Raw genomic sequence first — 13,189 nt, forward strand, 5'->3', positions numbered from 1 at the left:
TCAACTGCCCGATGCGGCGTGGGCTCCTCTTATTGTAACGGACTGCCGAGCAAATTCAGCTCCGGATTGGCCTGAAGCGCTTCCCGGCAGTAGTCGCAAGTGACATTTACGGTAACATCCCCGTTCGGGTTATAGGCTATTATATCTCTCCGCTCTGCGGGGGTCAAGAATTGGAACCCCAACATCGACTCGGTCACGAGCTCGCTGTTCAAGCTCCCAATCGTGCTCCGGCAGTGCCGGCAAACATACGTAATGGCCATTCTTTCTCACCCTCTCCTTCTATCTAGTCCTCCCTAGTATGTCCGGAAAGGGGAGCGTTTAAGCCCGCCCGCGCAAAAGCGCGTCAGCCGTTAAACTTGGCCATCGTCTGCTCGAACGTGTGCGTGAGCCGGAATTCCATCGCGTCCACTGCCCGCTCCAGCAGCTCGGGCATGCCGCGGAATTCCTCCTTAGAGAACGTGTCCAGTACGTAATTGACAATGGGGAAGCCGGGGGCCGGGCGCGAGATGCCGAGGCGGATGCGGTCGAACGTCTGAGTGCCCGTATGGCCGATGATCGACTTGATCCCGTTATGACCGCCGGCGCTGCCCTGGTAGCGGAGCCGCATCTGGCCGAATGCCGTGTCGAGGTCGTCGTACAGAACCGTCATGTCGGCGAGGTCGGCCTTGTAATAGTCAAGGAAGGCGCGGACGGATTCACCGGACAGATTCATGTAGGTCATCGGCTTCACGAGATAGACCTTTGTGCCTCCGACATTTCCTTCTCCAATCAGCGCTTTGCATTTGCTTGTCTTGAACGTGATGCCCCACCGCTTCGCGGCGAGGTCGACGGCCATGAAGCCGATATTGTGCCGCGTCTGCGCGTACTGCGTGCCCGGGTTGCCCAGGCCGACGAACCATTTCATCTTGCGCACATCCACCTTTTCGAATTTTTTTGGAGCCGTCCGTGATACATTCCGTTCCCGAACTGTCTACCCTATTGTAATGCCCGAGACGCCGCCCGGCAAATCGGGTCGAACGGAACCCCAATCCCTTCAGGAAGGAAAGGAATCCGCCGTGTATCAATTCGGAGAACGGCTCGTCGCCGACAACCATTTCAACGATCACTTGGTCCACGAAGTCCCCGTCCAGATTTATGAAGGAGAGAAGCACAAGGACATCGGCTTCGTGCAGGCCTACACCCGGCTGTTCGTCCGGGTGAACGATGTGCTGTACAACCGGACCACCTGCATCTTCGTCTCGCGGCCCGGCTATTAACCGTTAGGCAGCCGCTCGCAACGTTCCACGTGAAAAACCGACGCCGTCCGCCAGAAAGCGTCGTTTTGCGCGGACCGGCGTGTCGGACGAAAGCGAAAGGATCCCCGAAGCGTCCTCTGGCCTCCCGGGATTCTTGCCCTCACTGGCGGACCCACCCTCCTGCGAGCCTTGCTTGCGCCGCTCGTTCTCGCGGGGCTCCGCGTGCGTCCCCACGTGTCAGCATCTTCCGAGCGGTCTCTTCGCTGCTGCATCGTTACAGATCGTCTCTTCGTGTCCGCGTCTCACAGACTCTCCCGCCGCCTCACTCCCCTAGCACAAGAAAAGGCTGTTCCCACCGGGAACAGCCTTTTCTCTCCTGCCTGCGCCAAGCGGCGGGCAGCCTTCTCTATTCGGTCGCCTCTTCTTCCGCCTTGGGCTCGTCCGCCTCGGCAGCCTCTTCGGCCTCGTCGTTCTTCTGAGGGGCGAGGATGGAAGCGAGGACATCGTTCTCATCGGTCAGAAGCTCGACGCCTTCCGGCAGCTGGATGCCCGAGACGAGGACGCTCTCACCCACCTCGAGGTTCGAGACGTCGATGGACAGCGCCGACGGCAGCTTGTCCGGTAGACACTTCACTTCCACCTCGTGGGCCTGCACCTGCAGGATGCCGCCTTCCTTGACGCCTTTGGGTTCGCCTGTCAGCTCTACCGGCACCATCGACTTGACCGGCTGGTCCATCGAGATCTGATGAAAGTCAATATGCAGGTACTCCCCGCTGAGGGGGTGGCGCTGAATGTCCTGAATCATGACCGGTTGGGTGCCCCCTGTGGGCAGCGACAGCTGGATCACACCATGAGCGGATTGCTTGAACAGCTCCGCCAATTGTTTCTTGCTTACGGCAACGGAAGCGGAGCCTACGGATTTTCCGTATACGCTGCCGGGGATATACCCCTTGTCGCGCAATTGCTTGCGTTCCGATTTCGTCAACCGATTCCGTTCTTCGACCTGCAAAGTAGCCGTCATGCTTACTAGCACCTCCGAGAAATGGTTGATAGTGGCCTATCCATCACTTTACCCATCCCGCAAAGGTTTGAAACAAATATTTTCGGAGATCGTCCCGCCCCCCGGATTATTCGAACAGGCTGCTGATCGACTGGTCCTCGTGGACGCGCACGATTGCATTGCCGAGCAGCGGCGCCACCGACAGCACCTTGATCTTGGGTGACGGCTCCGGATGGCGGATCGGAATAGTATTCGTTACAACCAGCTCACAGAGCGGCGAGTCGTCGATCCGCTTCATGGCCGGCCCCGACAATACGGCGTGGGTGCCGCAGGCATATACCTCACGGGCGCCATACTCCTTGAGCGCGTGAGCTGCGAGCGACAGCGTCCCCGCCGTGTCAATGATATCGTCGATCAGAATCGCCGTCTTCCCGCGGATGTTCCCGATGATGTTCATCACTTCGCTCACGTTCGGCTCCGGCCGCCGCTTGTCGATAATCGCGAGCGGGGCGCGCAGGTAATCGGCGAGCCTTCTGGCGCGGACCACCCCGCCGTGGTCCGGCGAAACGACGACGACGTCGGGCAAATTCTTGTCGCGGTAGTATTGGCCGAGCGTCGGAACGCCGAGGAGATGATCGACCGGGATGTCGAAGAAGCCCTGGATCTGCATCGCATGCAAGTCCATCGTAATGACCCGGGTTGCCCCGGCCTTCTCGATGAGATTGGCGACCAGCTTGGCGGTGATCGGATCGCGGGATGTCGCCTTGCGGTCCTGCCGCGCATAGCCGTAGTAAGGAATGACGACGTTGATGCTCTTGGCCGATGCACGCTTGAGCGCGTCGGTCATGACGAGCACCTCCATCAGGTGGTCGTTCACTGGGCTGCTCGTGGATTGGATAAGGAATACGTTGGATCCGCGCACGCTCTCCCTGAGACGGATCTGGATTTCGCCGTCGCTGAAGCGGATGACCTCTGCGTCACCAAGCGGGACGTCGATATGATTTGCGATTTCCTTGGCCAGCTCCGGATTTGAGTTGCAAGTAAACACCTTCAGTTTCGGGTCCCCGTACGGCACAGTCCTACCCCCTTATCGTATAGTTCCTACGTCAGTTTTCCTTCTTGCTGCGCTTTTGAATCTTCGCACGCAAAACATTCGCATAGCCCGGCTTGGTCGTCTGCCGCTCGCGGGCGATCGCCATGTCGCCCTCGCCTACCGGATCGGTGATCGTCGAGCCTGCGACGACATAGGCGCCGTCGCCGATCTTCACCGGAGCGATGAGGTTCACGTTGCTGCCGATGAACGCGCCGTTGCCGACCTCCGTCCGATGCTTGACGAAGCCGTCGTAATTGACCGTAATGGCGCCGCAGCCGACGTTGACGTCCTTGCCGACGACGGCGTCTCCCACGTAGCTAAGGTGCGACACCTTGGTGCCGTCGCCGAGCTTGGCGTTCTTGATCTCGACGAAATCGCCGACCTTCACGTTCTCGCCCGTCTCGGCCCCCGGCCGCATGTAAGCGAACGGTCCCACACTCGTGCCGCTGCCAACAACCGCTTCCTCAAGCACCGACTGCCGGACAACGACGCGGTCGCCGATCCTCGTATCGGTCAGCTCCGTATACGGCCCGATGACGCAGTCCGAGCCGATGACCGTCGCGCCCTTCAGCACGCTGCCGGGCAGCAGCGTCGTGTCGGCCCCTATCTGCACATCCTTCTCGACGTAGGTCGAGGACGGATCCTGAATCGTCACGCCGCTTCTCATCAGCTCCAACAGCTTGCGCTGGTTCATGAGCCGCTCCGCCTCAGCCAAGAGCACACGGTCGTTGATGCCGACCGCCTCGTCCGGATCGGGCGTGCAATAGCCGACGATCGTCTCTCCCTCCGCCTTCAGAATGCCGAAGACATCGGTGAGATAGTATTCGTTCTGGACGTTGTGATTCGTGACCTTGGCAAGTGCCTCGAACAGCTTCCGGTTGTCAAACACATAGGTGCCCGCGTTGATCTCCCGGATGCGCCGCTGCTCCTCGGAGCAGTCCTTCTGCTCGACGATGCCCGTGACAAAGCCATCCGCATCCCGGATTACGCGTCCGTAACCGTGCGGATCGTCCATGACTGCCGTCATGATGGTTGCCGCCGCGCCATGCTCCCGGTGCATCTCCACCATGCGGCCGAGCGTTTCCTGCGAGATGAGCGGCGTATCGCCGCAGATGACGATGGTTGTCCCTTCCTCGTTCTCCAGCAGCGGTCCCGCCTGCATGACTGCATGGCCGGTGCCGAGCTGTTCTTCCTGGAGGACGCATTCCGCCCTGTCCCCAATATAAGCTTGTATGTCTTCCGCTCCATGTCCGACGATGGCGACGTTGCGGGTAGCGTTCATCTGCTCCAGCAGATCGAGGACGTGGCCGACCATTGGCTTGCCTCCGACCGGATGGAGCATTTTATAAAGTTTAGATTGCATCCGCTTGCCCATGCCGGCTGCCAATATGATGCTGAAGGTTTGCAAATCGGATCATCTCCATTTTCAATGTCTTTCTAGACTATAGCTTAATCCCAATAAAAAGAAAAGAGAGCCCCATTGGGGCTCTCCGGGGTTCGTATGTACTTACGCTCCCTCTTCGATAACCTCTTCTTCTTCAATTGCCGCCCGCTCGTATTCAGTCAGAACGGCTGCTTGGATTTTCTCGCGAGTGGAGGACGAAATCGGATGAGCGATGTCACGGAATTCACCGTCCGGCGTCCGCTTGCTGGGCATAGCCACAAACATGCCGTTGTTCCCGTCAATGACACGGATGTCATGAACGACGAATTCGTTATCAATCGTGATCGATGCAATCGCCTTCATTCTTCCCTCGGAATTGACCCGGCGGAGTCTCACGTCTGTAATTTGCATTCAGTTCACCACCTTTTATCATCAAAAAAGACTTGGTATAGACTTCCACATTATGAGAAGAAATCCTTCTTACGTTTGATGAAAAAGTGGCTTTTTTAAAAATATTTTCCAGACGCTGGAGTTATTCGACACCAATCGCTGCGGTCAGTTCTATTTCGACAAGAACGTCCTTGGGCAGCCGGGCTACCTCAACGGTCGACCGGGCCGGCTTGTGGTTGCCGAAGTAGGATCCGTAGATTTCGTTCACCTCGGCGAACTGGTTCATGTCCTTCAGGAATACCGTTGCTTTGAGAACGCTGGACAAGTTCGTCCCCGCCGCCTCCAGCACGGCCTGCAGGTTCTGGAACACTTGATGCGTCTGCTCCTTGATGCCGCCGGCCACGATCTGGCCGTCTACGCCGAGTGGAATTTGACCGGATGTAAATAGAACGTTGCCGAAGCGAACCGCTTGGGAATACGGTCCGATGGCGGCTGGTGCTTTGTCGGTTGCAATTTGTACGGGTTTCATAACGTTCGATTCCCTTCCTCTTCGTCAAAGTAGTTGCCCGGCGCCACGGTCAGCTGCCGGGTCTTGAAATCAACGCCCGACAAGCGGGCAAGGGAGATATAGTCATCGACGAGATGTTCCTCCACTTCGCCCGACTCCACGAGCACGCCGACGCCGACGACGGACGCCTTGAACTCCTGCAGCAGATCCATCATGCCCTTCACCGTGCCGCCCGCTCGCATGAAATCGTCGATGATGAGCACGCGAGACTGTTCCTTGAGTGCCCGGCGGGCGAGAGACATCGTCTGGATCCGCTTGCTCGATCCCGAAACGTAATTAATGCTGACGACGGAGCCTTCCGTCACGCGGTTGTCCCGCCGGACGATGACGACCGGCAGATTGAGATAGGCCGCCGTCGCGTAGGCGAGCGGAATGCCCTTCGTCTCGACCGTCATCACGACGTCGATCTCCTGCCCGCCGAAGGCCGAGGCGAACATCTTGCCGACCTCGTTCGTCAGCGACGGATACGACAGCAGGTCCGACATGTACAGGTACTCGCCGGGCAGAATGCGCTCCGGCTGCTCGAGCTGCCCGCACAGGCGGCGGATGAACGCGAGCGAAGCGCTCTTTGGCTGCCGCGGGATATACTTGACGCCGCCGGCCGCGCCGGCTAGCGTCAAGAGCTCTCCGATTCCCTCCGATTCGAACACTTCCTTGATGATGGCCAGATCCTCGCTGATGGACGACTTGGCAGACTGGTAACGCTCCGCGAACGTGGTCAGCGGGATCAGCGTATGGGGACGCTCCAGCAGGTACTGCGTCATCTCAACCAGCCGGGCGCTTCGCTTCAATTTTTTCATCGCTCACTCTGCTCCTTCTAAGAAACCGGTTTCCCTCGCAAAACCCGAATAATATAGTATCAATATACCATTTTTATACGGGTTTATACAATGTGCCGGGCAAAGTTGGCGTTACGTGAGCATCCGCACGGCATAGACTTCCTTGCAAAATCCTCTAAGCCCGTTGTAAATCCGAATCGCCTTGGCCTCCTTCTCGACCAGTCCGAACACGGTCGGGCCGCTGCCCGACATAAGAACGCCTTCCGTCCCGAGCTTCTCCATGCACATCTTCAGCTGGCGCACTTCGGGATAGAGATTCAGCGTAATGTCCTCCAGCACGTTGCCGAGCGAGCCGCACACCCGTTCAAAATCCTTCGTGCGTATCGCTTCGATCATGTCGGGCACCGAGGGGTGCCTCGCGATCCGGTCAGCCCTCAGCTTGCCGTAGACTTCGGACGTCGAGACATTGAGAGGAGGCTTGGCCAGAATGACCCAACAGGAAGGAGGCGACGGGATGGCCTCCAGCTTCTCCCCGCGCCCCCGGGCCACCGCCGTCCCGCCCGTCACGCAAAACGGGACGTCCGAACCGAGCTCCGCTCCGAGCGCCATGAGCTCGTCCTCCGGGATGTCCAGCTTCCATAGCCGGTTCAGCCCGCGCAGCGTGGCCGCCGCATCGCTGCTTCCGCCGGCAAGACCTGCCGCGACGGGAATTTTCTTGTCAAGGTGAATATATACGCCCTTGCGCACATCGTAACGGTCCTTAATCAGCCGGGCCGCCTGGAAGGCAAGGTTCTTCTCGTCGAGAGGGATATAGCCGGCCTGACTCGAGATGATAATCGTGTCGCGGTTCAGCTCCTGCATCTCCAGCCTGTCGGCGAGATCAACCATCGTCATGACCATCTCCACCTCGTGATAGCCGTCTTCCCGCTTGCGCAGAACGTCGAGCGATAGATTGATTTTGGCCGGAGCTTTCTCGAACACCTTCATGGCTTCACCTACTTTACCTAGTGCCTTACTTGCTGCCGCTTTCCCGCTCGGGAACAGGGAGCCTTTCACAACTTAGCCTATTATAACAAAAGGTAAGTGTAAAGCACACCTGCTCGCGCAGCAAGGGTTCTGCGGGAGCGCTTGAACGGGAAGGCGAAACCTGGGCGCAGGAGCGGCTGTCTTGCGGCGGGGCGAAGGGTGGGCTTTGTCAGCAGGGTGGGAGCCGAGACGGCTGCTCGCGTCGGGCTTGATGGGGCCGGAGCGGAGGCGCCTGCTCGCGGTGGAACGGCGGCAATAGCTCCGGCAGAAACGAGGCAGGGGCCGAGACGGAACCTTGCGGCGGAACGGCGGGTGCGGCGTCTCACGAGGCAGGCAAGCCCCCAGGCTTGCGCCCCGGATTTGCTCGCCCGCTGCACAAAAAAAACCGGACGTGGGGGAACGTCCGGTCTGTTGGCACCGGGAGCGGCCCGGATCCGAGGGTTGCCCGCGGTTACTGCGGCCGCCGGCTGCCCGCTGCTTGCTCGGCCAGCTGGATGGCGCGTTTGACCATGTTGCCGGCGTCCTTGGTCCGGATTCCTCCCCAGCCCTCTTCCTTGACGGTGTCATAGAAGCCGAGGTCCTTGGCCAGCTCGTACTTGAGCTGCTCGGACATCACGCCTCCGCGTCTACGGCGACTCATGGGTCCATCCTCCCTTCTTGACAGGGTTCAGGCCTTAGTATGCCGCCCGCGGGCAAAAATAAAAACAGCAGATCGCGAGGATTTGCTGTCTATATTCTGGAATCGGTTATTTGTATAGCTGCAGTATCAGTGCTGCAGATAAGAGATGCGAAACTGGCCTTCGTCCTGGCAAACCGTCACTTCCACGGATTCGGTAAGGATGTCGGCATAGCTGTAAGAGACGCGCTTGAACGCATGCTGATCCTGATCAAGCTTGACGATGAAAACAGAAGGGTAGGTCTCTTCAAGGACACCGGAACGTTCAATCGTTTTACGACGACCACCGTTTGCACGCAACATGATCTTTTGCCCGACATGGGGTTCCAAACTGCGTTTGATCTCCAATAGCGCATTTTTTGCCATTGTTCGCTACCACCTCTTTCCTTCCCTCATTATACAACATATGACAAGGCTTGTCAAACAAGATCAAATATTATATCAGCCAGAAAGTCCGATTGTCAACGGGCAATTAAGTGAACCACTGGAAACCTCGGAGCGGCCTGTCCTCTCCCTACGTTTTCCCAATTTGCCCGCCATTATGTATAGAGCCCAAAAAGAAAGAAAAAGCGCCCGCTCGCGCGCACGCTGTCAAACATTGCGGAATTATGCCGTTATGCCGTCCGTTTCTGGCCGAATCCAGCCGGAGCGATCCCACCGAACACGGGCAGCGAAAGAAAGGCGGCTTCCGCGCAGCCTTGCACCTGGCAGATCCCTCGCGGATAAGGAAGTCCCGCATTCGTACACTTTACACGGCCGGGCAAGCTATTCAGCTGCTCGCTTCGCCAGGCTGCTTGAGGCGGGGAAGCCCCAGCCGGTAGCACCCCTTCGTCTCCACGCCCCCGACTCCCTCGATGCCGCTGTGCGTATGATGGAGCACGTCGCTGATGTGCACCGTCTCCCGGATGGATGTATATGCCGTCTTGGCCGCCACATAGAGCGGGTCGAGGGCGTGAATCATCACGCGTCCGGGCGAGCTCGCAAAATTCGCTCCTGCCAGCAGCAACGCTTCAAAATGCGATTGGCAGGCGCCGGCGACTATGATGAGCGCGTCCCGGTTGCGCTCGAACTGCCGTGCGGTCCGCACCGCCTGCACGAAATGGCGGGAATTTTTGTAATTGTTCAGGTCCATCATATCGCGGCCCTGCCGGTTTTTGAGTAGGCCGTCATGCCCGGTGATAACCAGAATGTCCGGCTTGATCTCCGGCAGCCATCTCTCCAGCATGGAGGCCATCGAAGCCTCCGGCACATAGCCGCCGTGGGCCGGCACGTTCAGAAGCTTGTAAAGCTCCATGCTTTTTTGCAAGTACCGAGGGTCGCCGTCCAGGTGCAGCACCCGGCCGGGAAATTCAAAATACGCGGCTTGGTCCCGCCTCCCCTTGCCCCTCCGCCGACCGGGCGTCTCCTGCTCCTGGTCCGGCATGCGACTCCCCAGCTTGCGGACCGACCGGCTCATCTCCGCCCGGAGGGAATCTTCGGCCTGCCGATATTGGGCCTCTCCCGCGGGGGCCAGGTCGCCGATCGGCGCATCTGCGAACAGCCGGCTGGTGATGCCCCTCAGCCAGGCAACGCGGTCCGTCAACGCTTCGATCGCAAACAGCACATCGTGGCCGTAGGACTGTCTCGTCACCAGATCGCCCTGCTTCATCTTCATCCCCTCCTTCGACTATCCTATGGCCGGAATGGGCATTTGGTGTGCGGAGGGACGGCCGGCGAACGGCAAAACCCCGCCGGGACGCCGGCGGGGCATGATTCGGTATTACTTGGTTATACCAGGTAACTCTTTATGATCAGCGTTTTAGGATAGACTCGAGCAAGCACGTTTAGGTCGGGTTCCGCCGAATATGCTCCAGCAGCGCCTCGCTGAGACGCGCATACTCTTCTAGCGACAGCGTCTCGCCGCGGCGGGAGGGATCGATGCCGGTGCGCTCCAGGAGAGGTGCCAGTTCTCCCTTCGTCTCTTTGGTGAAGAAACGGGCGGCGAGGTTGTTCGAGATGGTTTTGCGCCGCTGCGCGAAGGAGGCATGAACCACCTCGAAGAAGAACGCCTCGTCCTTTACCTCCACCGCCGGCCGGCTCCTTACCTTGAGCTTGATGACGGCGGAATCGACGTTCGGCTGGGGAATGAACACGGTGTGCGGCACCACAGTCACCAGCTCGGGCTCACAGTAGTACTGTACCGCTATGCTGAGGCTTCCGTACTCCTTGCCCCCAGGAGCGGCGGCCATCCGCTCGGCCACCTCCTTCTGGATCATGACGACGATGTTCCGCAGCGGCAGTTTGGCCTCCAGCAGGCGCATGACAATCGGAGTGGTGACATAGTACGGCAAATTCGCCACGACGCTTACACTGTCCACGCCCGCGAACGAGCGCGCGAACAGCTCGTCCAGCGCCACCTTCAGCACATCCCCGTGCACGATCTCTACATTCGGATAGGCGGCCAGCGTATCGGAGAGAATCGGCAGCAGCCGCTGATCGATCTCAACCGCTGTCACCTTGGCCGCCGTACGGGCCAGACGCTCGGTGAGCGAGCCGATGCCCGGCCCGATCTCGAGCGCCCCGTCGTTCGGGGTGAGCTCGGCGGCTTCCACGATCTTATTCAAGATGTTCGCATCGATCAGGAAATTCTGGCCGAGGCTCTTCTTGAACGCGAACCCGTGCCTCGCGATAATTTCCTTCGTGCGGCTGGGCGTCGCGATGTCCCCTCCACCATACGGCTTGTTAGTCATAGGCTTCCCTCATTTATCCAAGTCTTCGGTCGCCCGCTCAAACTCGTCCCGCGAGATTTGAAACATCCGGCACCGTTTGTAGAATTGCTTTCCGTTAGCATAGCCGATCCCGAGCCGCTTGCCTACCTCCATCCGCCGCGCGGACGCCTGGGGATGGACGATCAGCCCGGCGTTCATCAGGTCGGCCCAGGTGACCTCGCCTTCCTCCGTCGCCCAGTCGGTCTTGACGTTGGCCAGCGCCCGCCGGATAGCCTCCGGGGACGCGTTCTCGACGCCGATATCGTTCCCTTTAGTCGTCTCCTCCCGGCTCAGGAAGGCTTGCTTGCACCCCGGCACCCTTGCGGCGATCAGACGCCGCAGCCGTTCTCCAGCGTGATCGGGATCGGTCAGAATGATGACTCCTCTGCGCTTTTGCGCCAGCTCGATCTGCCGGTAGACCGTCTCGTTGATCGCCGACCCGCCCGTTTCGATCGTATCGGCCTCAACCGCCCTCTGAACGGCAACCGTATCGTCCCGTCCCTCGACGACGATAAGTTCTTTAATCATACCCTACCTCCGCTCTACATACAAAAAGAAGAGGAACCAGCTTCCTCTTCTTAGCTTGCCCATATTGGCGGTGCCGCTGCCGGGTATCGCTAGCTTGCTCGTGCGTTACTCCGGCTTCTTCGGCCCTATTACATAAACGGTATACCCGCGCTTCACTCCGAATTTATTGGCATACGCAGTGCTGTCGAAATAAACGTCGATCTTGTTGCCGTTGATCGCGCTGCCTGTATCCTCGGCCCGGCGGTATCCGATGCCTTCGATGTAAACCCACCAGCCCAGCGGAATGACGTTCTTGTCAACCGCGATGGTGCGCCCTTCCGTCACCGTTGTGCCGGAGGCGGTTACGCCGTACCCGTGGTCTCCGGGCGTCTTGCCTGTCGAGGCAACGCCGGCCGAGTAGGCGGTCAAGGTCACGTTGTTCAGGACCTTCGTATAATTCGCGGGCGCTCCGTTCTTGGGCGCTGCCGCAGGAGCCGCTTCCGCCGCAGGCTTGGCCGAGAGTGCCACAACCGGGGGGGCTTTGGAGCCGATCGCCACGATTTTGTTCGTGCTCGGTTCCTTAACATTCTCCGCGAGAACCTTCTCGGACACCAGCTTCCCGTCCTCGAAGACCTGCTCCTTCTGAATGAGCTTGCTGCCTTCCTTGCCTTCCTGAACGACCTGCTCCTTGCCCTTCAGCAGATTCGCGTCCGTCCGGGTTTCCGTCTCGAATGCGAGCGGGACGACTTCCTCGGCCGTTTCTTTCTTGACGCGCACGATCTGAATCGGGCTGCGGTCGCTAACTTCCGTATGGAGCGCGGGGACGACCTTGTCGGTGCTGCCGACCGGGATGTTGAGATCCCGCAGCGCTTCTTCGACGGTCTTGCCCACAGTGTACATAGTCTTCGTTTCGCCGTCGGCGGTCACTTCCACCGGGGCAGTTCGTTCGATCGTAATCCGATCGCCGGACTTAATCTTTCCGTCAAGCGGAATCGAGGTCCGGTCGAATTGGCCAATCTTGATGTTCTGTTCATCCAGGATGCGGCTCAAGACGGTTTCCTTGGTCTTGATCTCCGACTGCTGGCCGTTGATGACCAGCGACACGCTCTTGGCGGCCGTGCCATATAACAACATGAAAAACATGAAAGTCAGGGCGAATGAAGCCAATGCCACTAAACTTATCATACGCAGGTTTTCATGCTTCCAACGCAATGCGTAGGACATGCTGGATGATCGCTTTACATGGGTGTTCTCTGTTTGGATTGCGCCCACTTCTTCGGTCCTCCTTCAAAGCCTCGCCATCGACTGTTATGCATGATGGATCTGACGCGACTAAGTTATTGTTCTAGCTTCCATTCTGCCGATTCCACCGTAACAAGAGGCCTGTTTGCTATGCGGCTTCTTGTACCCGTCACCTCCTTAAGCTACAGTTTATGTTTAGGCTCGGGCGTCTATCACTCTCAGACTAAAACAAAAAAACCGCTAGAAGAGGACTCTTCTCGCGGCTTGGCAATGCAAAGCCCGACAATCGCACCTCTCTCTTCACGCTTACGAGGTTAGCTGACGGATTCGGACGAGAGAGTCGCCCTACCTTGGTCCGCGCACTTCTGTGCGTCGAAATCTCAAGGATTCACCCCTTAACCATGGTGACGCTATGTACAACCTAGCGGCCATTTACGGTTCCCCCGTTTCCCTGTTAAGGAAACTCAGCGAATTGGAAATTCGGCAAAATTATTAAGTTATTCTGAAAGATATCATAAACGCTCCGACCTGCGCCTGTAAAG

The 13,189-nt window shown here is 58.5% G+C and carries 16 protein-coding genes and 1 riboswitch; of the genes, 1 reads left to right on the plus strand and 15 read right to left on the minus strand.

Annotated elements, in window-relative coordinates; translation table 11 throughout:
- Positions 1-29 precede the first annotated feature (29 nt).
- Positions 30-260, minus strand: coding sequence for an anti-sigma-F factor Fin (gene fin, locus KJS47_RS22730; RefSeq protein ID WP_213528039.1), 231 nt, complete (start codon positions 258-260; stop codon positions 30-32).
- A gap of 83 nt (positions 261-343) precedes the next feature.
- Positions 344-904, minus strand: coding sequence for an aminoacyl-tRNA hydrolase (gene pth / locus KJS47_RS22735; RefSeq protein WP_213528041.1), 561 nt, complete (start codon positions 902-904; stop codon positions 344-346).
- A gap of 151 nt (positions 905-1,055) precedes the next feature.
- Between pth and KJS47_RS22740 the strand changes: the two genes are divergently transcribed.
- Complete coding sequence (locus tag KJS47_RS22740) at positions 1,056-1,256, plus strand: hypothetical protein (RefSeq protein WP_213528043.1); 201 nt, start codon at positions 1,056-1,058, stop codon at positions 1,254-1,256.
- A 385-nt stretch (positions 1,257-1,641) separates the two neighbouring features.
- Here the strand turns inward: KJS47_RS22740 and KJS47_RS22745 are convergent, their stop codons facing one another.
- From KJS47_RS22745 to KJS47_RS22805, 13 genes are all read right to left on the minus strand, one after another.
- Positions 1,642-2,256, minus strand: coding sequence for a 50S ribosomal protein L25 (locus KJS47_RS22745; RefSeq protein WP_213528045.1), 615 nt, complete (start codon positions 2,254-2,256; stop codon positions 1,642-1,644).
- Between the two features lie 106 nt (positions 2,257-2,362).
- Positions 2,363-3,310, minus strand: coding sequence for a ribose-phosphate diphosphokinase (locus KJS47_RS22750; protein WP_213528047.1), 948 nt, complete (start codon positions 3,308-3,310; stop codon positions 2,363-2,365).
- A 31-nt stretch (positions 3,311-3,341) separates the two neighbouring features.
- Positions 3,342-4,736 (minus strand): bifunctional UDP-N-acetylglucosamine diphosphorylase/glucosamine-1-phosphate N-acetyltransferase GlmU, encoded by a 1,395-nt coding sequence (gene glmU, locus KJS47_RS22755; RefSeq protein WP_213528049.1) that lies wholly within the window; start codon positions 4,734-4,736, stop codon positions 3,342-3,344.
- Between the two features lie 99 nt (positions 4,737-4,835).
- Positions 4,836-5,123: a septation regulator SpoVG gene (gene spoVG, locus KJS47_RS22760; RefSeq protein ID WP_213528051.1), complete on the minus strand. Its 288-nt coding sequence runs from the start codon at positions 5,121-5,123 to the stop codon at positions 4,836-4,838.
- A 121-nt stretch (positions 5,124-5,244) separates the two neighbouring features.
- Positions 5,245-5,631, minus strand: coding sequence for a RidA family protein (locus KJS47_RS22765; RefSeq protein WP_213528053.1), 387 nt, complete (start codon positions 5,629-5,631; stop codon positions 5,245-5,247).
- Positions 5,628-6,470 (minus strand): pur operon repressor, encoded by an 843-nt coding sequence (gene purR, locus KJS47_RS22770; protein WP_213528055.1) that lies wholly within the window; start codon positions 6,468-6,470, stop codon positions 5,628-5,630. The genes KJS47_RS22765 and purR overlap by 4 nt, the downstream gene beginning before the upstream one ends.
- 111 nt (positions 6,471-6,581) lie before the next feature.
- Positions 6,582-7,436, minus strand: coding sequence for a 4-(cytidine 5'-diphospho)-2-C-methyl-D-erythritol kinase (gene ispE / locus KJS47_RS22775; RefSeq protein WP_213528057.1), 855 nt, complete (start codon positions 7,434-7,436; stop codon positions 6,582-6,584).
- Positions 7,437-7,926: 490 nt separating this feature from the next.
- A complete protein-coding gene (locus KJS47_RS22780; RefSeq protein ID WP_213528059.1) occupies positions 7,927-8,115 on the minus strand; it encodes a small, acid-soluble spore protein, alpha/beta type in 189 nt (62 codons plus the stop codon).
- Positions 8,116-8,241: 126 nt separating this feature from the next.
- Positions 8,242-8,517, minus strand: coding sequence for a biofilm formation stimulator Veg (gene veg / locus KJS47_RS22785; RefSeq protein ID WP_213528061.1), 276 nt, complete (start codon positions 8,515-8,517; stop codon positions 8,242-8,244).
- A gap of 403 nt (positions 8,518-8,920) precedes the next feature.
- Positions 8,921-9,799 (minus strand): sporulation peptidase YabG, encoded by an 879-nt coding sequence (yabG, locus tag KJS47_RS22790; RefSeq protein ID WP_213528063.1) that lies wholly within the window; start codon positions 9,797-9,799, stop codon positions 8,921-8,923.
- A 175-nt stretch (positions 9,800-9,974) separates the two neighbouring features.
- Positions 9,975-10,880 carry a 16S rRNA (adenine(1518)-N(6)/adenine(1519)-N(6))-dimethyltransferase RsmA gene (gene rsmA / locus KJS47_RS22795; protein WP_213528065.1) on the minus strand — a complete coding sequence of 302 codons (906 nt, stop codon included), beginning with the start codon at positions 10,878-10,880 and terminating at the stop codon, positions 9,975-9,977.
- 9 nt (positions 10,881-10,889) lie between these two features.
- A complete protein-coding gene (rnmV, locus tag KJS47_RS22800; protein WP_213528067.1) occupies positions 10,890-11,426 on the minus strand; it encodes a ribonuclease M5 in 537 nt (178 codons plus the stop codon).
- A 105-nt stretch (positions 11,427-11,531) separates the two neighbouring features.
- Positions 11,532-12,677: a resuscitation-promoting factor gene (locus KJS47_RS22805; protein WP_374707065.1), complete on the minus strand. Its 1,146-nt coding sequence runs from the start codon at positions 12,675-12,677 to the stop codon at positions 11,532-11,534.
- Positions 12,678-12,934: 257 nt separating this feature from the next.
- Positions 12,935-13,127, minus strand: a riboswitch (cyclic di-AMP (ydaO/yuaA leader).
- Positions 13,128-13,189: the final 62 nt, after the last annotated feature.

This window comes from Paenibacillus sp. J31TS4 (assembly GCF_018403265.1).
In the GTDB taxonomy this organism is placed as follows: Bacteria; Bacillota; Bacilli; order Paenibacillales; family NBRC-103111; genus J31TS4.